Raw genomic sequence first — 19,709 nt, 5'->3', positions numbered from 1 at the left:
TGTCTCAACTGGCGGTCGGCGCGGGGGCAACGGCGGCCCGGCGGCGGTGGAACAGGCGCTCCAGGGCCAAGTATATGACCGGGGTGGTGAACAGCGTCAGCGCCTGGCTCACCAGCAGCCCGCCGACCACGGCGATGCCCAGTGGCTGGCGCAGCTCGGCGCCGGTGCCGAAGCCGAACATCAGCGGCACGGCGCCGAGCAGCGCGGCCAGGGTGGTCATGATGATCGGCCGGAAGCGTACCAGGCATGCCTGGCGAATCGCCTGCTCAGGCGTCAGGCCCTGGTGGCGCTGGGCGTCGAGGGCAAAGTCGATCAGCAGGATGCCGTTCTTCTTGACGATGCCGATCAGCAGCACCACGCCGATCAAGCCCATGATGGTGAAGTCCTGGCCCATGGCCCATAGCAATATCAGCGCGCCGAGGCCTGCCGAGGGCAGGGTGGAGATGATGGTCAGCGGGTGCACGAAGCTCTCGTAGAGCACGCCGAGGATGATGTACACCGCCACCAGCGCGGCGAGGATCAGGTAGGGCTGGCTCGACAGCGAGCTTTGGAAGGCCTGGGCCGCGCCCTGGAAGTTGCCGGCGATGGAATCGGGCATGCCCAGCTCGCGCTGGGTGCGTTCGAGGATCTGCACCGCATCGCCCAAGGCCACGCCCGGGGCCAGGTTGAACGACAGGTTGGCCGCCGGGAACAGGCCGTCGTGGCTGATCGACAGCGGCCCGGTGCTGGGCGGCGCGACATGGGCCAGGGCCGACAGCGGCACCATTTCGCCGGACAGCGGCGAGCGCAGGTAGAAGTAGTTGAGGCTCTCGGCCTTGCCGCGCTGGCGCGCATCAAGCTCGAGGATCACCTTGTACTGGTTGGTTTCGGTCTGGAATTCGCTGATCTGCCGTTGGCCGAACGCGTCGTACAGCGCCTGGTCGACGTCGGTGGTGGTCAGGCCAAAGCGCGCGGCGGCCTGGCGGTCGATGTCGATGCGGGTGACGCTGGCGCCCAGTTGCAGGTCGTTGGACAGGTCGCGAAATGCCGGGTTGGCGCGCAGGCGCTCGGTCAGGCGCTGGGTCCATAGGTTAAGCGCCACGCCGTCGTTGCTCTTGAGCACATACTGGTACTGGGTGCGCGAAGGGCCGGAGCTGAGGTTGATGTCCTGGCCGGCACGCAGGTACAGGACGATGCCGGGGATCTGCATGAGTTTCGGGCGCATGCGGTCGATCCATTCGCTGGCCGACACATCGCGTTCGCCTCGGGGCTTGAGGGCGATCCAGAAGCGGCCGTTGGCGATGGTCTGATTGCTGCCGGTGACGCCGACCGAGTGGGAGAAGGCGCGCACCGCAGGATCGGCCTCGATGATCTTGGCCAGGGCCTGGTGTTTCTCGATCATCGCCGGGTAGGACACGTCCGCCGCCGCCTCGCTGGTGCCGAGGATGAAGCCGGTGTCCTGCAGGGGGAAGAAGCCTTTGGGGATCGCCACGTAGCCGGCCACCGCCAGCGCCAGGGTGACGCCGAACACCGCGAGGGTGATGCGCTGGTGGGCCAGTGCCCGGACCAAGCCTTTTTCGTACCAGCGCACCAGGCGCTGGCCAAGGCCGCCGTGCTGCTCGGCGGGCGGGCGACGCATGCACAGCGCGGCGAGGGTCGGCGCCAGGGTCAGCGACACCAGCACCGAAATCAGGATGGTCGCGGTGGCGGTCAGGGCGAACTCCTTGAACAGCCGGCCGACCACCCCGCCCATGAACAGCAGTGGGATGAACGCGGCGATCAGCGAGAAGCTGATCGACACCACGGTGAAGCCGATCTCGCCGGCGCCCTTGAGCGCGGCGGTGCGGCTGTCGTCGCCGGCCTCCAGGTGACGGTGGATGTTCTCCACCACGACGATGGCGTCGTCCACCACGAAGCCCACGGCGATGACGATGGCCACCAGGGTGAGGTTGTTGAGGCTGAAACCGAACACGTACATCAGCGCGCAACTGGCGATCAGCGACACGCCGAGCACGCTGGAGACGATGAAGGTCGCCGACCACTGGCGCAGGAACAGCGCCATCACCCCGATCACCAGGGCCACGGCGATCATCAGGGTCAGCTCGACTTCGTGCAGCGAGGCGCGGATGGTCTGGGTGCGATCCTGCAACACCGACACCTCGACCGCGGCTGGCAGCATCTGCTGCAGGCGGGGCAGGGCCTCCATCACCCGGTCCACGGTATCGACGATATTGGCCCCGGGCTGGCGGAAGATCACCAGGTTCAGCCCCGGCTGCTCGCCAGACCAGGCCTTGACGTAGGCATTCTCGGCGCCCTGGATCACCTTGGCGACATCAGACAGGTGCACCGGCGCGCCATTGCGGTAGCTGACGATCAGCCGTGCGTAGTCCTCGGGGTGGAACAACTGGTCGTTGGCGGCCAGGGTCGACACGCTGTGTTCGCCGTACAGCGCGCCCTTGGCCAGGTTGAGGCTGGTCTGCTGGATGGCCTGGCGGATATCGGCCAGGGTCAGGCCGATGGCGGCGAGCTTCTCGGGTTGCGCCTGCACGCGGATCGCCGGGCGCAGCTGGCCGGTGATGTTGATCAGTCCGACCCCGTCGATCTGGCTGAGCTGGCGGGCCAGAAGGGTTTCGGCGTAGTCGCTCAGTTCGTTGCCGGGCATTTGCGTCGAGCTGACGGTGAGGATCAGCACCGGGCTGTCGGCGGGGTTGACTTTGCGCCAGGTCGGCGGGCTGGGCAGGTCCTGAGGCAGGCGCGCGGTGGCGGTGTTGATCGCCGCTTGCACTTCCTGGGCGGCGGTGTCGATGTTCTTGTCGAGGGTGAACTGCAGGATCAGTGTGGTCGAGCCCAGGGCGCTGCTGCTGGTCATCTGGGTCATGCCGGGGATGGCGCTGAACTGCACTTCCAAGGGCGTCGCGACTGACGAAGCCATGGTTTCCGGGCTGGCGCCGGGCAGTTGGGCGGTGACCTGGATGGTCGGGAAGTCCGCTTCGGGCAGTGGCGCCACCGGCAGGCGCGGGAAGGCGATGGCGCCGAGCAGCACCAGGGCGAAGGTCAGCAGCAGGGTGGCGATGGGGTGATCGATGCACCAGGCCGAGACGCCGTTGCGGGTGTTCATGGCTGGCTCCCACGGTCGGCCATTTCCGCCTGTGCGGGGGCGTCTGGCGCGACTTCCACGGTGGCGCCGGGCTTGAGCCGCGACTGGCCGTCGAGCACCAGGCGGTCGCCGGCCTTGACCCCGGCGACGATGTTCAAGGCGCTGTCCTGGTACAGCACCTTGACTGGCACGGCGCTCACCTTGTCGCCTTCGAGGCGGTAGACGAAGTGGCCGTCGAGGCTGCGCTGCACCACCGGTGGCGGCACCACCAGGGCGTCCTCGTCCACCGCCGTGCGCAGGCGCACGGTCACCAGTTGGCCCGGCCACAGGCGGCCGTCCTTGTTGTCGAACTGCGCCTTGACCCGCACCGTGCCGGTGTTGGCCGAGACCTGGTTGTCGATCAGCATCAGCTGGCCGGTGCCGAGCAGGCTGCGTTCGCCGTTGGCGTCCATGTAGGCCTCGACTTCAGCGGGCGTGGCCGATTTCAGCAGGCCCTGCAGGACCGGCAGTTGCTGTTGGGGCAGGGCGAACTCCACGGCGATCGGGTCGATCTGGGTCACGCTGAACAGGCTCTGGGTGTCGCTGCTGCGCACCAGGTTGCCGGGGTCGACGTTGCGGATGCCGACGCGGCCGGTCACTGGCGAGCGGATCTGCGTGTAGCTGAGTTGTACCGCGGCATTGTCGATGGCCGCCTGGTTGCCCTTGAGGGTTGCCTGCAGTTGGTTCACCAACGCCTGTTGCTGGTCGAGGGTCTGTTTCGACACGCCGTCGTCGCTGCTCAGCAGTTGGTAGCGCTTGAGGTTGACGTTGGCCACCTGCAACTGCGCCTGGGTCTGGCCGAGACTGGCGCGGGCTTGGTCGAGATTGGCGCTGATCGCCCGGTCGTCGAGGCTGGCCAGCAGGTCGCCGGCCTTGACCCACTGGCCTTCCTTGACCAGCACCTGGTTCAGCACCCCTTCCACCTGCGGGCGTACTTCGACGCTGTGCAGCGACAGCACCGCGCCGATGGCGCTGAGATAGCGCGGCACATCCTGCTGAGCCACGGTCACCACCCGTACCGGCACTGCATTGGCGATGTGGTTGGGCGGCGCGACGCGGCGTTGGCTGAGCCAGAAGCCGACAGCAGCCAGGATCACCAGGACCAGGGCGGCAAGAACGAGGGGGCGAGACGGACGTCGCATCGGGGCGGGTACCTTGGCCGGGGGCTGGAAAACGGTCTGGGCTAGCCAAGGTTATAGCGCGCCTATCGGGTCGGCAGCGTGACGCCTGGCTGTCACGGCTGTCAGTTTCGGCGGATTGATGGCCAAGTGCCAATATCCTGCCGTGGATCAATATTGCCCCGGCGTTTGCCCCTAGAGTCGTACGCCCTGCCGATTTTCCCGTACAACAACGAGAGCCTCCGATGAAGTGCAATATGCCTGTTACCGGTCGCGAAGTGGATTACCCCGGCGACGCCAACATCCTGTCCACCACCGACCTGGACAGCCGTATCACCTATGCCAACGACGATTTTGTCCGGGTCAGCGGTTTTACCCGCGAGCAACTGCTGGGCAACGCCCACCATATCGTCCGCCACCCGGACATGCCGCCCGAGGCTTTCGCCCAGATGTGGCAGACGCTCAAGGCCGGGCGTTCGTGGATGGGGTTGGTGAAGAACCGCTGCTACAACGGCGATCACTACTGGGTGAGCGCCTTTGTCTCGCCGATCAGCAGCGGCGGGCAGGTGCTGGAGTACCAGTCGGTGCGGACCAAGCCTGGCAGGGCTCAGGTCGAGGCCGCCGAACGCTGCTACGCACGCTTGCGCCAGGGGCGGCGCGACTGGCGCGCGCGTTTGCCGGTGGCCGGGCTGGCCGCGCGGTTGTCGCTGGCAGTGGCAGCGGTGTGCGCGCTGGTGATTGGTGCCGGGCAGTGGTGGCATGGCGCCTCGTGGCTGGTGACACTGGTGCAGATGGCCTTGGCCGCCGGTCTTAGCGGCCTGGCGATCCAGCTGCTGTTGCGCCCTTACGAGCGCCTGCGCCGCCAGGCCCTGGCCATCGCCGACAACCCATTGAGCCAGCAGTTGTACACAGGCCGCCGCGATGGCCTGGGCCAGATCGAGTTCGCCATGCGCATGCTCAAGGCGCAGTTGGGCGCGGTAGTCGGGCGTATCGGTGATACCTCGTCACGCCTGGCCGGGCATTCCGGCGCCTTGGCCGAGGCGTTGCACAGCAGCCATGCCAACAGCCTGGAACAACAGGGCGAAGCGGACCAGGTGGCCACCGCGATCCAGCAGATGAGTGCCAGTGTCGCCCAGGTGGCCAGCAGCGCGCAGATGGCTTCGATGGCCGCCGACCAGGCCGAGGACGAGACCCAGGCCGGGCATCAACTGGTCGACCGCAACCGCTGTGCGATCCAGGACCTGGCCGGCTCGCTGGTGGAGGCCAGCGAAGTGATCGCGCAACTGGAGAACCACAGCAGCGAAATCTCCGGGGTGCTCGATGTGATCCGCGGCATTGCCGAGCAGACCAACCTGCTGGCGCTCAACGCCGCCATCGAGGCGGCGCGGGCTGGTGACCAGGGCCGTGGTTTCGCGGTGGTGGCCGACGAAGTGCGCGGCCTGGCCCAGCGCACCGCGCAGTCGACCCACGATATCCAGCGCATGATCGCCGCGCTGCAGGACGGCGCCCGTGCCGCGGTGCAGGTGATGCAGCAGAGCAGCGCCCATGCCGGGCACAGCGTCGAGCAGGCGCAGTTGGCCAGCGACGCGCTGGACAGCATCAGCGTGCGGGTCAACCAGATCAACGAGATGAGCTTGCAGATCGCCGCGGCGGTGGAGCAGCAGAGCCAGGTCAGCGAGAACATCAACCGCAACATCACCAGCATTCGCCAGGCCAGCGAGGCGACGGTGAGCATGGGCCAGCGCAGCCACGGCAGCGCCAGTGACGTGGCCGACCTGGCCACGGACCTGCGGCGGTTGGCGGATGAGTTCTGGCGCCGTTGTCAGTGACGTTTTGCTTGGATTCCTGTGGGAGCGGTGCCATGTACCGCAGCGCCTGCTTCGCGGGTAAACCCGCTCCCACAGGTGTGGTGCATGCCCTGAAGCCGGCGCGGTCGCTGTGGGAGCAACTGTTTTGCTCAACTGCTAAAGCTAGCGCGATCCCTGTGGGAGCGGGTTTACCCGCGAACACCGGCGTAGCCGGTGCCAGGCACCGCGTCGCTTGCTTCGCGGCGGTGCGGCGGTCCGACAAGCCCGCTCCCACAGGTGCAGTACATGCCCCGAGGTGCCCGGGCGAGCGCGATGAACTAGAACCCGATGAAGGCGTAATAAAGCGGAGTATCAGCGGTGAGTTGCAGTCCATGCTGGTGCAATTGGGCTGTCAGCTCGGCGTCTTGCACATGCACTGACCAAGGGGCATCAACCGCAGTTGGCACCTGTTCCAGCACCGCCGAAAACGCCGCCATGTCCGGCAACCAGGCGGTGAAGCCGTTGCCCTTCAACGCACTGGTGGTGATCCCCAGCGCCTCGCAGATCGCCACCTTGGCCGCGATATCCTCACGGTCCGCCTGGCGCGAGGCCTCGATCAAGGCGCGCAGGCCCTCATCCACCAGCAGCTTGCCATGGATCAGCTCTGGCCCTTGTTCCCAGGCTTCTGGCGGGCAGTCTTTGTTTTCCGGTCGCAGCGGCAGGTGCGGGTTGATCTCCGCCGGGTAGATCCGGCAGACGAGTGGCCGGTTGTCGTAGATGCTGCACAGGTCATCGGCGTCGAGGTTGCGGCAGCGCCCCGGGTTGAACGCGGCGAAGGTCACCGATACGTGCAACTGCCCGGCGCCACAGGACACCGGGTATGAGCGGCGCAGCACATGCTCGCGTTGGTCGGCTGGAATGCCCGGGCCATCGGCGATGAAGCCTTCGATCAACACGATCACCTGGCCACCGGACAGCGCCCATTGCCGGGCTTCGGCCAGGGTCAGTGGTACGTGGTGGCCGGTGCAGCATCTACCGCATCCGGTGCAAGCGAAACGAATGCTGTCGCTCACGGCTTGCCTGGGTTCCACTCGGTGACGACCGCATGCTGTTGCTGGCGGCTGTACAGGCACAGCTCGGTACCGCTGCGGTTGTTCATGTGCTTCTGTGGGTAGACACCTTCGATCAGCAGCGCGCTGTAGCCGACCTGGTCGTCGAACTCGGCGGGCTTGCCCAGGGCGTGGGCGTCCTTGAACTGGCTGGCGGCGAGGCAGGCCTTGAGCATCTGCTGGCGCTGGTCGTTCCAGGCCTGGCTACTGGAGGCATGGGCTGCGGTGCTGGTGAGCAGGGCGCAGGTGATCAGGACGGAGCTGAGATATTTCATACGCGATACCGGCAATGAACATCCGAAGGGCGCGAATTATGCCCGAACATTTTCCTGCATCAAGCCAGGAAAATCCTGACTGGATATGTCAGCGCTCTTCGAACACCACTGCTCGCGCCGCCGTTACCAGGCAGTTGGTCAGCTCGGGCGAAGAGAACTTGGTGAGGATTGCATTGGCTCCGGCCGCCTTGGCTTTGTCGCCGCTCATCGCACTGTCCAGCGAGGTGTGCAGGAGAATGTACAGATGCTGGAAATCGGGCGTTTCGCGCAGGGTTCGGGTGAAGGCGAAGCCATCCATCTCGGACATCTCGATGTCGGAGACGATGATGTTGATCTCCCTGTCGGTGCCTTGCAGCTCCAGCAGCACGTTGATCGCATCCTTGGCGCTGCGCGCGGTATGGCAGTCGATGCCGAGGTTGCGCAGGGTGTGCACCGACTGCTGCAGGGCCACTTGGCTGTCGTCCACCACCAGGATGTTGGCGGCGGCCAACAGGCTGGCATCTTCCTCGCTGACTTCGCCCGGGTGCGGCTCGTGCGGCGGCGGGGCGATGCCGTGGATGACCTTCTCGATGTCCAGCACCTGCACCAGGGTGTTGTCGACCCGGGTCACGCCGGTGATGAACGAGCGGTTGCCCGAGCCGTAGGGCGGCGGCTTGATGTCGGTGCTCAGGCAATGAACGATACGACTCACCGCCTGTACATGCAGGCCCTGGCGCGAGCGGCTGATCTCGGTGACGATCAGGCAGCCGCCGTCGGGGTCGGCCAGGGGCATTTCGCCGATGGCGCGGGACAGGTCGATCACCGACAGCGAGTTGCCGCGCAGGGTGGCCACGCCTTTGACGTGCGGGTGGGCCTCCGGCAGCTTGGTCAGCGGCGGGCAGGGAATGATCTCGCTGACCTTGAGCAGGTTGATTGCCATCAGCTTGCCGCTGCGCAGGGTGAACAGCAGCAGGGACAAGGAGTCCGCGCGGGCTTTTTGCGTGGCCATGGGCAACCTTCGCTATAAATGAGGGGGAGGATGCCGGGTTATCGGCTTTTTGGCGTCAGGCTTTAGCTTAGTTTGCTATTTGCGGTGCATCGCGAAGCTGTAACTGGAGCGGCCTTGTGTCGCGAAAGGGCCGCGAAGCGGCCCCGGCAGTTTCAGCGTTTCATCGATATAGGGGCCGCTGCGCAGCCCTTTCGCGACACAAGGCCGCTCCTACAGGGACTGCGCATGGCCTGAAGCTAGCGCAGTCCCAATCGCTTGGCCAACCGGCTCAGGTTGGCCCGGTCCAGCCCCAGCTCCCGCGCCGCGGCAGCCCAGTTGTCGCCGTGGCGATTCAGGCAGGCCTCGACGATCTGCCGCTGATAGTCATCCACCGCCTCGCGCAACCCGCCCTCGGGCAATGGCACGTCGAGCGACGGCACCTCGGTTTCTACCTGCGGGGTTGGCGCCACGTTGCGCAGGTCGAGATCGGCCGCCTCCAGGGTGAGGATCTTCGGCCGCTGTCCGTGTTGCCCCAGGGCCTTGAGCGCCGAGCGACCGATCAGGTGTTCCAGCTCGCGCACGTTGCCCGGCCAGTCGTACGCCAACAGCGCGGCCTGGGCCTCGCTCGACAGGCGCAGGCTGCCAAGGCCCAGGCGTGAGCGGTTCTGTTCGAGGAAATACCCGGCCAGCAGCAACACATCGCGGCCGCGCTCGCGCAGCGGCGGTACTTGCAGCGGGTATACGCTCAGGCGGTGATAGAAGTCGGCGCGGAAGTGGCCGCTGCGCACCTCTTCGGCGAGGTCGCGGTTGGTCGCCGCGATCAGGCGCACATCCACCTGGTGGTCACGGTCCGAGCCCAGGCGCTGCAACTGCCCGCTCTGCAAGACCCGCAGCAGCTTGGCCTGTACCGCCAGCGGCAATTCGCCAACCTCATCCAGGAACAGTGTGCCGCCATTGGCCAGTTCGAACTTGCCCCGGCGCTCGCCGTGGGCGCCGGTAAAGGCGCCACGCACGTGGCCGAACAGTTCGCTCTCGACCAGGGTGTCGGGCAGGGCGGCGCAGTTGAGGCTGATCAGTGGTTTGTCAGCCCGGCTGCTGGCGCGGTGCAGGGCCTGGGCCACCAACTCCTTGCCCACGCCGGTCTCGCCGGTGATCAACACGGTCAGGTCGCTGCCGCCGACCAGGCGGATTTCTTCAACCAGGCGCTTGTGCGCCTTGCTCTGGCCAATCAGTTCCTTGTCCTGGCCGCTGGCCTGGCGATACACCTCGGCGCGCTGGTGCTCGTCCTCGGCGCGCAGGGCCAGGTGCTCGATGCGCTCGGCCACGGTGACCGTGGCAGCGGCGAGGCTGGCGAAGGCTTGCAGGGCCTCGAGCTCAAGGCTCTGGAATTGGCCGGCGGTGAGGGCGTCGAGGGTCAGCAGGCCCCAGGGCCGTTCATCGACCATCAGCGGGCAACCCATGCAGTCGTGGACCTCAAGGTCCACATGGGCGGCGTCGACCAGCCCGTCGTAGGGGTCGGGCAGCGGGCTGTCGCTGGGGAAGCGGGTGGGCTCGGGACGGCTGAGCAGGGCCTGGAAACGTGGGTGCTCGCTGACCCGGAAGCGCCGGCCGAGGGTATCCGTCGACAGGCCGTCCACTGCCAGCGGTACCAGCCATTCACCGTCCAGGCGCAGCAACGCCGCGGCATCGCACGGCAGCAGGCCGCGCATGGCCTGGAGCAGTCGGCGGTAGCGTTCCTGGTCGGGGAGGTCGCGGGACAGGTCGCTCACCAGGGGGAGGAGGGCGGTGAGCAGGGGTTTTGCAGTCATATGGACTCCTGTTGGTCGTAATGACTATACGCCTGGGTGTGTCCTTTTGACACCGGTCAATGAAAACCCCCGGTTTCATTGACGATCAAAGTTGGCACGATTGCTGAAATAGCCTACGCAACCATTCGAAGCCATAGGCTCAGGAGTTGTCGTAATGCTCAATGCCGAACAACGTGCAATCATCAAAGCCACCGTGCCCCTGCTGGAAAGCGGCGGCGAGGCCCTGACCACCCACTTCTACAAGATGATGCTCAGCGAGTTCCCCGAAGTACGCCCGCTGTTCAACCAGGCTCACCAGGCCAGCGGTGACCAACCCCGCGCCCTGGCCAATGGCGTGCTGATGTACGCCCGCCACATCGACCAGCTCGAGCAGCTGGGCGGCCTGGTCGGGCAGATCATCAACAAGCACGTGGCCTTGCAGATTCTCCCCGAGCACTACCCGATCGTCGGCAGCTGCCTGCTGCGCGCCATCGAGGAAGTGTTGGGCAAGGAGATCGCCACTGCTGAAGTGATCGCGGCCTGGGCCGCTGCCTATGGCCAGCTGGCCGACATCCTCATCGGCGCCGAGGAGAACCTGTACCAGCAGAAGGAAGAGGCCGTCGGCGGCTGGCGCGGTGCCCGCGAATTCCGCCTGGTGCGCCGCGAGCAGGAAAGCAGCGAGATCGTCTCGTTCTACTTCGCCCCGGTCGATGGCAAGCCGGTGCTCAAGGCCGAGCCGGGCCAGTACATTGGCCTCAAGCTGGACATCGATGGGCAGGAACAGCGCCGCAACTACTCGCTGTCGGCCCTGTGCGACGGCGAACAGTACCGCATCAGCGTCAAGCGCGAGGCGGGTGGCAAGGTCTCGAACTACCTGCACGACGGGTTGATGGTGGGCGACACCCTGCAACTGTTCCCGCCGTCCGGTGACTTCACCCTGGCCGCCAGCGCCAAGCCGTTGGTGCTGATCAGTGGCGGCGTGGGTATCACCCCGACCCTGGCGATGCTCGAGGCCGCGCTCAAGACCGAGCGTCCGGTGCACTTCATCCACTGTGCGCGCAATGGCGCGGTGCATGCGTTCCGCGACTGGATCGACGGCCTGGCGGCGCGTCACCCGCAGCTCAAGCGCTTCTATTGCTACGCCGAGGAAGATGGCAGCCAGGCCGCCGACGCCGTGGGCCTGCTGGACCAGGCGCTGCTGGCCGAGTGGCTGCCGCGTGAGCGTGACATCGATGCCTACTTCCTTGGGCCGAAGGGCTTCATGGCCGCGATCAAGCGCCAGCTCAAGGGGTTGGGGGTGCCGGAAGGGCAAGCTCGCTACGAGTTCTTCGGGCCGGCGGCGGCGCTGGAGTAACCGGTTCGGCTGGAAATTGTCGGGGCTGCTGCGCAGCCCTTTCGCGACGCAAGGCCGCTCAGGGATTGCGCACTCCTGTAGGAGCGGCCTTGTGCCGCGAACGGGGCGCAAAGCGCCCCCGGACTCCGACATCCCAATTGCTCGCAAGCCAGCTCTCGTACCGGATGCTCCCAACCGTGGGTAATCGAGAACGAAGCGGGCGGTTGCATTCCCCGTGCGGGGGCTGGCTTGCCAGCCATTGGGCCTACCACCCTTCTCTATATAGAAAGAGATGAACGCACCTACACCGGCGTTCATCTTTAATCCTCCTTTAATCACTGTATCCTTCACTCCCGAGTGTCGAGGGGCCTGCCCCTGTCCGGCGCTCGGGTTGCCGTGTTTTTCACGCGCGGCCGTTGAACCGAAACCGACCCGCTCGGTCCTAGGTCAGCAGTGGATAGCGCACACGTCCTTCCTCGATGCATTCAAAGGTCATCTCCAGCGTGTAGACTTGGCGCCCCCCGGGCAGCCCACGCTGCCACACTTCATCGAAGGAATCGGCAATGAACGAACTCTCATCGCGCCTGAATCGGGAACGGCGCTTTCTGGTGCTCCTCGGCGTGATCTGCCTGGCGCTGATCGGTGGCGCCCTGTACATGCAGGTGGTGTTGGGCGAGGCGCCATGCCCGCTGTGCATCCTGCAGCGCTACGCCTTGCTGTTCATCGCCGTGTTCGCCTTCATTGCCGCGGCCATGCCGGGGCGGCGCAGCCTGACCTTCTTCGAGGCACTGGTGGTACTCAGCGCCATTGGCGGCATCGTTGCAGCCGGCAACCATGTGTATATACTCGCCAACCCGATGGTCAGCTGCGGTATCGATACCCTGCAGCCCATCGTCGATGACCTGCCGCTGGCCAAGCTGTGGCCGCTGGCGTTCCAGGTCGATGGCTTCTGCGCCACTCCGTATCCGCCGATTCTCGGCCTGTCCCTCGCCCAATGGGCCCTGGTGGCCTTCGTGCTGACCGCGCTGCTGGTGCCGCTGGGGATCTACCGGAACCGCCGTCGCGCTTAGACCAAAGTCCCGAATTGACCTGGGTCTATTGCGCGGCGAGATAAGCCGCAAAACGCTCGCGCCGGTTGATCCAGGTCAGGCTTCGGCCCTTGCGCTACAAGGGGTTCAGGGCTATCAAGCGGGGTGCGACAAACTGTCGCGAAGTTGATTTTTTGAGCAGTATTGTTACGCATCCTGTAAAAGACTGTTGCTCAATAAGTCATAGTCAAGGTCTATTGACCTATCTACAATCGCCCCCAATTTCCGTTCGGCACTGCTTGCGAGTCGCAGGATTGATGGGAGCCGCAGCGCTTTCCCATTTGCTGACTTCGACAAGTTTCGCCCAACGGCGATACCGGGCGGACACCCCTCCGCGTTTTCCCGCACCAAATGGACTTGGTCTGAAGTACAGGCCTGTTGCCTACGAAACCATAAGCACCGCTAACCCGCTTGACGCCAAGATCCTGCAGTCGGATCCCAGGCAGGGGCGAGTACGGGCGCCAATTGCCGCACTTGGCAGGACGAAGTGTTGGCTACCAAAACACAAATTGCATTGAAGCAAGCTGATCTAGAGGTCGTGAGATGAGTAAAAAGCGTTACCCCAGACTGTTTGGCATATTGCCCTTTTTAGGCATGCTTTTACTCAGTGGGTGCAACTGGACCCTGCTCGATCCGAAGGGCCAGGTGGGCATTGAGCAGAAGAACCTGATCCTGATCGCCACCGGTCTGATGCTGCTGGTGGTCGTGCCCGTGATCATCATGACCCTGGCGTTCGCCTGGAAGTACCGTGCTTCCAACAAGGCTGCCACCTACACCCCCGACTGGTCGCACTCGACCAAGATCGAAGCCGCGGTGTGGATCATCCCGATCCTGATCATCATCGCCCTGGGCTACTTCACCTACCACTCCACCCACAAGCTGGACCCGTATCGTCCACTGGATTCCGATGTGAAGCCGGTGCAGATCGATGTGGTCGCGCTGGACTGGAAATGGCTGTTCATCTACCCGGAACAGGGCATCGCCACGGTCAACAAGATCGTCTTCCCGGCCAACACCCCGGTCAACTTCCGTGTCACCTCCGACGCCGTGATGAACTCCTTCTTCATCCCGGGCCTGGGTGGCCAGATCTACGCAATGGCTGGCATGACCACCAAACTGCACCTGATCGCCAACGAGAACGGTGAGTTCGACGGTATCTCCGCCAACTACAGCGGTGCCGGCTTCACCGGTATGAAATTCAAGGCAACCGCCACTTCGCAAGCCGACTTCGATGCATGGGTCGCTGAAGTGAAGGCCTCGCCGAAGAAGCTGGACAAGGCCGAATACGACGCCTTGGCCAAACCAAGCGAAAACAACCCGGTCGCGCTGTACAGCGAGGCTTCGCCTGAGCAGTTCCAGCTGATCGTCGACAAGTACGAAGGCATGAACCGTGGTCGTCCGAGCCACGAAGAAGCAGGCAGCAAAGACCTGGCCACGACCAAGGGTGTGGAATCGAGTATGCAACCAGCTGCCGGTGCAGAGGAGTAAGAGATGTTCGGTAAATTAAGCCTGGAGGCGATACCCTATCACGAGCCGATAGTCATGGTGACGCTTGCCATGATCGCGCTCGGTGGTATCGCCGTCGTTGGTGCCATCACCTATTTCCGCAAGTGGACCTACTTGTGGACCGAGTGGCTGACCACGGTCGACCACAAGAAAATCGGCGTGATGTACATCATCGTCGCTATGGTCATGCTGCTGCGCGGCTTCGCCGACGCCATCATGATGCGTACCCAGCTGGCCGCCGCCACCGGTGGCTCCGAAGGCTACCTGCCGCCTGAACACTATGACCAGATCTTCACCGCCCACGGTGTGATCATGATCATCTTCATGGCGATGCCGTTCTTCACCGGCCTGATGAACCTCGCGGTTCCGCTGCAGATCGGTGCGCGTGACGTTGCCTTCCCGTTCCTGAACTCCCTGAGCTTCTACCTGCTGCTGGCAGGCGTGCTGCTGGTCAACATCTCGCTGGGCGTTGGTGAATTCGCCAAGACCGGCTGGGTTGCCTATCCGCCGCTCGCGGGCATTCAGTACAGCCCTGGTGTGGGTGTCGACTACTACATCTGGGCGCTACAGCTCTCAGGCTTGGGTACGACATTGACCGGCGTGAACTTCCTCGTCACCGTGATGAAGATGCGCGCACCTGGCATGAAGCTGATGGACATGCCGATCTTCACCTGGACCTGCACCTGGGCCAACGTGCTGATCGTCGCTTCCTTCCCGATCCTGACCGCCGCACTCGCCCTGCTGACTGTTGACCGTTATCTGGACTTCCACATCTTCACCAACGAGCTTGGTGGGAACCCGATGATGTACGTCAACCTGTTCTGGGCATGGGGTCACCCTGAGGTCTACATCCTGATCCTGCCGGCCTTCGGCGTGTTCTCGGAAGTTACCTCGACCTTCGCGGGCAAGCGCCTGTTCGGTCACCACTCGATGATCTACGCCTCGGGCGCGATCGCCATCCTCGGCTTCGCGGTCTGGCTGCACCACTTCTTCACCATGGGTGCCGGCGCCAGCGTCAACACCTTCTTCGGCCTGGCGACGATGCTGATCTCCATTCCGACCGGTGTGAAGCTGTTCAACTGGCTGTTCACCATCTACCAGGGCCGTCTGCGCTTCACCGCGCCGATCATGTGGACCCTGGGCTTCATGGTCACCTTCTCGATCGGTGGCATGACCGGCGTTCTGCTGGCTGTTCCGGGTGCCGACTTCGTTCTGCACAACAGCCTGTTCGTGATCGCCCACTTCCACAACGTGATCATCGGTGGCGCGGTATTCGGCTACATCGCTGGCTTCGCCTTCTGGTTCCCGAAAGCCTTCGGTTTCACCCTGAACGAGAAGTGGGGCAAGGCTGCCTTCTGGTTCTGGATCTCCGGCTTCTACGTAGCGTTCATGCCGCTGTACGCCCTGGGCTTCATGGGCATGACCCGTCGTCTGAACCACTCCGACAACCCGCTGTGGGAACCCTACCTGTACGTGGCCGTGGTCGGCGCCGTGCTGATCCTGTTCGGTATCGCCTGCCAGCTGATCCAGATCTACGTCTCGGTTCGCGATCGCAAGGACAACATGGACGTCACCGGCGACCCATGGGGCGGCCGTACCCTGGAATGGTCGACTTCGTCGCCACCTCCGTTCTACAACTTCGCTCACATGCCTGAGCATGTCGGCCTGGACGCCTGGCACGAAGCCAAGCAAGCCGGTGCCGCCTACAAGGCGCCTGCCAAGTACGAAGCGATCCACATGCCGAGCAACACCTCCACCGGTCTGTTCATGGGTCTGCTGCTGACCGTGTTCGGCTTCGCCTTCATCTGGCACATCTGGTGGCTGGTGGGTGCGAGCCTGGTTGCGACCATCGCTGTCTTCGTTCGCCACGCCGCGCGTGACGACCAGGGCTACATGGTTCCGGCCGAAGAAGTGGCGCGCATCGAAGGCGAGCGCATGAAAGCGCTGGCCCAGGCTGGTGTACTGCCTGCCGGCGGCGCACGTGTCGAATCGTTTGAACGGGTGTAATCAATGTCCAGTCAAGTAATGCACGGTGCTGCTCATGGTCACGACCATGGGCATGATGACCACCACCACGACTCGGGCCAGATGACCGTCCTCGGTTTCTGGCTCTACCTGATGACCGACTGCATCCTGTTTGCGTCGCTCTTCGCCACCTACGCGGTGCTGTCCGGCGGTTTCGCCGGCGGCCCGTCGGGTCACGACATCTTCCAGCTCGACTTCGTGCTGGTCGAAACCGCGTTCCTGCTGCTGTCCTCGATCACCTTCGGCTTCGCCATGCTGAAGATGTTCGCCGGCAACAAGGCAGGCGTGCTGGGCTGGTTGGCCGTGACCTTCCTGTTCGGTGCCGGCTTCATCGCGATGGAAATCTATGAATTCCATCACCTGATCGCCGAGGGCTACGGCCCGCAGCGCAGTGGTTTCCTGTCGGCGTTCTTCGCGCTGGTCGGTACCCACGGCCTGCACGTGACTGCCGGCCTGATCTGGATGGCAATCATGATGTACCAGATCAACAAGCACGGCATCACGCCGACCGCCAAGACCCGCATGAGCTGCCTGAGCCTGTTCTGGCACTTCCTGGACGTGGTCTGGATCTGCGTGTTCACCGTCGTCTACCTGCTGGGAGTTCTGTAATGGCTAGCGCACACGACACTCATCACGAGGGTAACCACGGTAGCGTGAAGTCGTACATGATCGGCTTCGTGCTCTCGATCATCCTGACCGCGATTCCGTTCGGCCTGGTGATGTTCCCGAGCCTGCCGAAGAACCTGACCGTCCTGATCGTGGTGGCCATGGCCGTCATCCAGGTGGTTGTGCACCTTGTGTACTTCCTGCACATGGACCGCTCGAAAGAGCAGCGTTCCAATGTGTCGACGTTCCTGTTCACCGTTCTGGTAATTGCACTGCTGGTCGGCCTGTCGCTGTGGATCATGTTCAGCATCCACTTCGAAATGTTGGCCAAGTGAGGTAAGACTGCATGTCCGTGAAGCACTTTATCCAAATCACCAAACCGGGGATCATTTTCGGTAACGTGCTTTCCGTGGCAGGCGGTTTCTTCCTTGCCGCGAAGGGCCATGTGGACTTCGCCCTGTTCCTGGCGGTGGTGGTAGGTACTTCCCTGGTGGTGGCGTCCGGTTGCGTGTTCAACAACTGCATCGACCGTGACATCGACCACAAGATGGAGCGCACCAAGAACCGCGTCATGGTGCAGGGTGGCATGTCGCTGCCCCTCGCGCTGATCTACGCCACCCTGCTCGGGGTGGCGGGTTTCAGCCTGCTGTATGTGCAAGCCAATCCGCTCGCGGCGTTCTGCGCCCTGGTCGGCTTCGTGGTCTACGTCGGCTTCTACAGCCTGTGGCTCAAGCGTAAATCGGTGCACGGCACCTTGGTTGGCAGCCTGTCCGGTGCCATGCCTCCGGTGATCGGCTACTGCGCCGTGAGCAACAGCTTCGACCTGGCCGCGGTGACCCTGCTGGTGATGTTCAGCCTGTGGCAGATGCCGCACAGCTTCGCCATCGCCATCTTCCGCTTCAAGGACTACAGCGCCGCCAACATTCCGGTATTGCCGGTGGCGCGCGGTATCCTCGCGGCGAAGAAGCAGATCGTCCTGTACGTGCTGGCCTTCGTGCTGGCGACCCTGATGCTGACCCTGGGCGGCTATGCCGGTCTGGGTTACCTCGCCGTGGCGGCTGCCATGGGCCTGTACTGGCTGTACATGGCCTGGGGTGGCTACAAGGCCGAGGATGACAGCAAGTGGGCGCGCAAGGTATTCGGTTTTTCCATCCTCACCGTCACTGCCTTGAGCGTGATGATGGGCGTGGACAGCCAGACCGCGGCCGATGTGCTGATGACCTACGCGCGCTGATACAGCGGGCTGCTACACCAAGAACCCCGGCCATGTGCCGGGGTTTTTTATGCCTGTTTTCCAGTACCGGCCTCTTCGCGGGCAAGCCCGCTTCCACAGGATTCTCGCAGCCTTTGAGGCGTGCACTGTACCTGTGGGAGCGGGCTTGCCCGCGAAGAGGCCGGTGTTGCAAACATGGATCTAAAATTTTCAAAAAAAACATCTAAAAAATCTATAAAAACAGGAAATTATCTTTTGCATTAATGGTGTTTCGGCACTATCTTCTGATTCAGGCCGCCACATCGGCCAACGTCGCTCGGACGGTTCCGGGCGCTTACGTCTTCAGAGGAAACCATGGCCAACCCAGGTTCGCCGCGCCGTTTCGCGCGCATCGATCGTCTTCCCCCCTACGTCTTCAACATCACCGCCGAACTCAAGATGGCCGCTCGCCGCCGTGGCGAGGACATCATCGACTTGAGTATGGGCAACCCCGACGGCGCCACGCCGCCGCACATCGTCGATAAACTGGTGCAGGTCGCCCAGCGCGACGATACTCATGGCTACTCCACCTCCCGCGGCATTCCGCGCCTGCGCCGGGCCATTTCCAACTGGTACCAGGAACGCTACGAGGTCGACATCGACCCGGAAAGCGAAGCCATCGTCACCATCGGCTCGAAAGAGGGCCTGGCGCACCTGATGCTTGGCACCCTCGATCACGGCGACACGGTGCTGGTGCCCAACCCCAGCTACCCGATCCACATCTACGGCGCGGTGATCGCCGGTGCCCAGGTGCGTTCCGTGCCGCTGGTGCCGGGCGTGGATTTCTTCAACGAGCTGGAACGGGCGATCCGCGAGTCGATCCCCAAGCCGAAGATGATGATCCTCGGCTTCCCGTCCAACCCCACCGCACAGTGCGTCGAACTGGACTTCTTCGAGCGCGTGGTGGCTCTGGCCAAGCAGTACGATGTGCTGGTGGTGCACGACCTGGCCTATGCCGACATCGTCTATGACGGCTGGAAGGCGCCGTCGATCATGCAGGTGCCCGGCGCCAAGGACATCGCGGTGGAGTTCTTCACCCTGTCCAAGAGCTACAACATGGCCGGCTGGCGGATCGGTTTCATGGTCGGCAACCCCGAGCTGGTCAGCGCCCTGGCGCGGATCAAGAGCTACCACGACTACGGCACCTTCACCCCGCTGCAGGTGGCGGCGATTGCCGCGCTGGAAGGCGACCAGCAGTGCGTGCGCGATATCGCCGAGCAGTACCGCCAGCGCCGCAACCTGCTGGTCAAGGGCCTGCACGAACTGGGCTGGATGGTCGAGAACCCCAAGGCGTCGATGTACGTCTGGGCCAAGATCCCCGAGCAGTATGCGCACCTGGGGTCGCTGGAGTTTTCCAAGAAGCTGCTGGCCGAGGCCAAGGTCTGTGTGTCGCCGGGGATTGGCTTTGGTGACTATGGCGATGACCACGTGCGCTTCGCCCTGATCGAGAACCAGGACCGCATCCGCCAGGCCATTCGCGGCATTCGCCAGATGTTCCGGGCCGATGGGTTGACCAGCAAGTAAGCTGCAAGCCGCAAGCCGCAAGCTGACCTGTGCAATACAGTCGTCTTGCGGCCTCCCATATGAGCGGGGCAGGGAAGACGCAAAGCTTTTTCTTGCCGCTTGCCGCTTGCCGCTTGCCGCTTGCCGCTAACAGCTTGAGGCCGCGACCAGCGGCCGTCTTTTTTTCATCGCCCCTCTTCTCAGCCGATCGCGCCTGGATTACAAATAGCGCCGCGGG

The 19,709-nt window shown here is 63.8% G+C and carries 15 protein-coding genes; 9 read left to right on the top strand and 6 right to left on the bottom strand.

Going from position 1 to position 19,709, the window contains the following annotated elements:
- Positions 1-4: 4 nt before the first annotated feature.
- Both HU772_RS20645 and HU772_RS20640 read right to left on the bottom strand, forming a co-directional pair.
- The gene (locus tag HU772_RS20645; protein ID WP_186658866.1) at positions 5-3,097 is read right to left on the bottom strand and encodes a multidrug efflux RND transporter permease subunit; all 3,093 of its coding nucleotides are present in this window, start codon (positions 3,095-3,097) and stop codon (positions 5-7) included.
- Positions 3,094-4,257 carry an efflux RND transporter periplasmic adaptor subunit gene (locus tag HU772_RS20640; RefSeq protein ID WP_186658863.1) on the bottom strand — a complete coding sequence of 388 codons (1,164 nt, stop codon included), beginning with the start codon at positions 4,255-4,257 and terminating at the stop codon, positions 3,094-3,096. Before HU772_RS20640 ends, HU772_RS20645 begins: the two co-directional genes overlap by 4 nt.
- A gap of 221 nt (positions 4,258-4,478) precedes the next feature.
- Here HU772_RS20640 and HU772_RS20635 point away from each other — a divergent pair, with 221 nt between their 5' ends.
- Positions 4,479-6,062: a methyl-accepting chemotaxis protein gene (locus tag HU772_RS20635; protein WP_186658861.1), complete on the top strand. Its 1,584-nt coding sequence runs from the start codon at positions 4,479-4,481 to the stop codon at positions 6,060-6,062.
- A gap of 296 nt (positions 6,063-6,358) precedes the next feature.
- Here HU772_RS20635 and HU772_RS20630 read toward each other — a convergent pair whose 3' ends face one another.
- The 4 genes from HU772_RS20630 to norR all read right to left on the bottom strand — a co-directional run bounded on the left by HU772_RS20630 (position 6,359) and on the right by norR (position 10,179).
- Positions 6,359-7,093, bottom strand: coding sequence for a YkgJ family cysteine cluster protein (locus tag HU772_RS20630; RefSeq protein ID WP_186658858.1), 735 nt, complete (start codon positions 7,091-7,093; stop codon positions 6,359-6,361).
- Positions 7,090-7,404, bottom strand: a complete 315-nt coding sequence (locus HU772_RS20625) for a hypothetical protein (RefSeq protein ID WP_186658855.1) — start codon at positions 7,402-7,404, stop codon at positions 7,090-7,092. The genes HU772_RS20630 and HU772_RS20625 overlap by 4 nt, the downstream gene beginning before the upstream one ends.
- 88 nt (positions 7,405-7,492) lie before the next feature.
- Complete coding sequence (locus tag HU772_RS20620) at positions 7,493-8,392, bottom strand: chemotaxis protein (protein ID WP_186658852.1); 900 nt, start codon at positions 8,390-8,392, stop codon at positions 7,493-7,495.
- A 236-nt stretch (positions 8,393-8,628) separates the two neighbouring features.
- Positions 8,629-10,179 carry a nitric oxide reductase transcriptional regulator NorR gene (gene norR, locus HU772_RS20615; RefSeq protein WP_186658849.1) on the bottom strand — a complete coding sequence of 517 codons (1,551 nt, stop codon included), beginning with the start codon at positions 10,177-10,179 and terminating at the stop codon, positions 8,629-8,631.
- A 154-nt stretch (positions 10,180-10,333) separates the two neighbouring features.
- Here norR and hmpA point away from each other — a divergent pair, with 154 nt between their 5' ends.
- From hmpA to alaC, 8 genes are all read left to right on the top strand, one after another.
- A complete protein-coding gene (gene hmpA / locus HU772_RS20610; RefSeq protein WP_186658846.1) occupies positions 10,334-11,512 on the top strand; it encodes an NO-inducible flavohemoprotein in 1,179 nt (392 codons plus the stop codon).
- A gap of 542 nt (positions 11,513-12,054) precedes the next feature.
- The gene (locus HU772_RS20605; RefSeq protein ID WP_186658843.1) at positions 12,055-12,561 is read left to right on the top strand and encodes a disulfide bond formation protein B; all 507 of its coding nucleotides are present in this window, start codon (positions 12,055-12,057) and stop codon (positions 12,559-12,561) included.
- A 561-nt stretch (positions 12,562-13,122) separates the two neighbouring features.
- On the top strand, positions 13,123-14,067 hold the full coding sequence (cyoA, locus tag HU772_RS20600) for a ubiquinol oxidase subunit II (protein ID WP_186658841.1): 945 nt from the start codon (positions 13,123-13,125) through the stop codon (positions 14,065-14,067).
- 3 nt (positions 14,068-14,070) lie between these two features.
- A complete protein-coding gene (gene cyoB / locus HU772_RS20595; RefSeq protein WP_186658838.1) occupies positions 14,071-16,092 on the top strand; it encodes a cytochrome o ubiquinol oxidase subunit I in 2,022 nt (673 codons plus the stop codon).
- Positions 16,093-16,095: 3 nt separating this feature from the next.
- Positions 16,096-16,719 (top strand): cytochrome o ubiquinol oxidase subunit III, encoded by a 624-nt coding sequence (gene cyoC, locus HU772_RS20590; RefSeq protein ID WP_186658836.1) that lies wholly within the window; start codon positions 16,096-16,098, stop codon positions 16,717-16,719.
- Positions 16,719-17,051: a cytochrome o ubiquinol oxidase subunit IV gene (gene cyoD, locus HU772_RS20585; RefSeq protein ID WP_186658833.1), complete on the top strand. Its 333-nt coding sequence runs from the start codon at positions 16,719-16,721 to the stop codon at positions 17,049-17,051. Before cyoC ends, cyoD begins: the two co-directional genes overlap by 1 nt.
- Before the next feature lie 11 nt (positions 17,052-17,062).
- Complete coding sequence (gene cyoE / locus HU772_RS20580) at positions 17,063-17,950, top strand: heme o synthase (RefSeq protein ID WP_186658830.1); 888 nt, start codon at positions 17,063-17,065, stop codon at positions 17,948-17,950.
- A gap of 333 nt (positions 17,951-18,283) precedes the next feature.
- Positions 18,284-19,492, top strand: a complete 1,209-nt coding sequence (alaC, locus tag HU772_RS20575; protein ID WP_186658826.1) for an alanine transaminase — start codon at positions 18,284-18,286, stop codon at positions 19,490-19,492.
- Positions 19,493-19,709: the final 217 nt, after the last annotated feature.

This window comes from Pseudomonas xantholysinigenes, from assembly GCF_014268885.2.
GTDB lineage: Bacteria > Pseudomonadota > Gammaproteobacteria > Pseudomonadales > Pseudomonadaceae > Aquipseudomonas > Aquipseudomonas xantholysinigenes.
Note: the sequence above shows the minus strand (reverse complement) of the source record. Positions and strands in the feature narration are given on the sequence as shown.

What these genes read in the sequence shown, in the direction of transcription:
- cyoB (WP_186658838.1), top strand. Translation starts at nt 14,071, where the DNA reads ATGTTCGGTAAATTAAGCCTGGAGGCGATACCCTATCACGAGCCGATA.
- cyoE (WP_186658830.1), top strand. Translation starts at nt 17,063, where the DNA reads ATGTCCGTGAAGCACTTTATCCAAATCACCAAACCGGGGATCATTTTC.
- HU772_RS20635 (WP_186658861.1), top strand. Translation starts at nt 4,479, where the DNA reads ATGAAGTGCAATATGCCTGTTACCGGTCGCGAAGTGGATTACCCCGGC.
- HU772_RS20605 (WP_186658843.1), top strand. Translation starts at nt 12,055, where the DNA reads ATGAACGAACTCTCATCGCGCCTGAATCGGGAACGGCGCTTTCTGGTG.
- HU772_RS20645 (WP_186658866.1), bottom strand. Translation starts at nt 3,097, where the DNA reads ATGAACACCCGCAACGGCGTCTCGGCCTGGTGCATCGATCACCCCATC.
- cyoD (WP_186658833.1), top strand. Translation starts at nt 16,719, where the DNA reads ATGGCTAGCGCACACGACACTCATCACGAGGGTAACCACGGTAGCGTG.
- HU772_RS20640 (WP_186658863.1), bottom strand. Translation starts at nt 4,257, where the DNA reads ATGCGACGTCCGTCTCGCCCCCTCGTTCTTGCCGCCCTGGTCCTGGTG.
- hmpA (WP_186658846.1), top strand. Translation starts at nt 10,334, where the DNA reads ATGCTCAATGCCGAACAACGTGCAATCATCAAAGCCACCGTGCCCCTG.
- alaC (WP_186658826.1), top strand. Translation starts at nt 18,284, where the DNA reads ATGGCCAACCCAGGTTCGCCGCGCCGTTTCGCGCGCATCGATCGTCTT.
- cyoC (WP_186658836.1), top strand. Translation starts at nt 16,096, where the DNA reads ATGTCCAGTCAAGTAATGCACGGTGCTGCTCATGGTCACGACCATGGG.
- HU772_RS20625 (WP_186658855.1), bottom strand. Translation starts at nt 7,404, where the DNA reads ATGAAATATCTCAGCTCCGTCCTGATCACCTGCGCCCTGCTCACCAGC.
- cyoA (WP_186658841.1), top strand. Translation starts at nt 13,123, where the DNA reads ATGAGTAAAAAGCGTTACCCCAGACTGTTTGGCATATTGCCCTTTTTA.
- HU772_RS20620 (WP_186658852.1), bottom strand. Translation starts at nt 8,392, where the DNA reads ATGGCCACGCAAAAAGCCCGCGCGGACTCCTTGTCCCTGCTGCTGTTC.
- norR (WP_186658849.1), bottom strand. Translation starts at nt 10,179, where the DNA reads ATGACTGCAAAACCCCTGCTCACCGCCCTCCTCCCCCTGGTGAGCGAC.